The sequence below is a fragment of the Janibacter sp. CoH_79_TC_3 genome (assembly GCF_058197955.1).
Genome location: NZ_JBXWIV010000078.1, coordinates 1 through 279 on the forward strand (window position 1 = coordinate 1; position 279 = coordinate 279).

Genomic DNA, 279 nt, shown 5'->3' on the forward strand with positions numbered 1-279 from the left:
GTACTAATCAGTCGAGGACTTGACCAAAGCGAAGCGATCTGAAAAGGTTTTTTGCGAAAGATTATGTTTAGTTTTGAGCGTAGTAGCTCAAAAGAGTACGGTGGCGAAAGCAAGAAGGATACACCTGTTCCCATGCCGAACACAGAAGTTAAGCTTCTTCGCGCCGAAAGTAGTTGGTGGGAAACTGCCTGCGAGGATAGGGCGCTGCCGCGCGAAGCAAGAGCCAGACGGAAGTCTAGCTCTTTTCTTTTGCTTGGATACTTAAGAAATGTCTTGACA

The 279-nt window shown here is 47.0% G+C and carries 1 rRNA gene; it reads left to right on the forward strand.

What is annotated here, in order from left to right:
* Nucleotides 1-96 precede the first annotated feature (96 nt).
* Nucleotides 97-213, forward strand: a 5S ribosomal RNA gene (gene rrf, locus AC2FA3_RS15140).
* Nucleotides 214-279 lie beyond the last annotated feature (66 nt).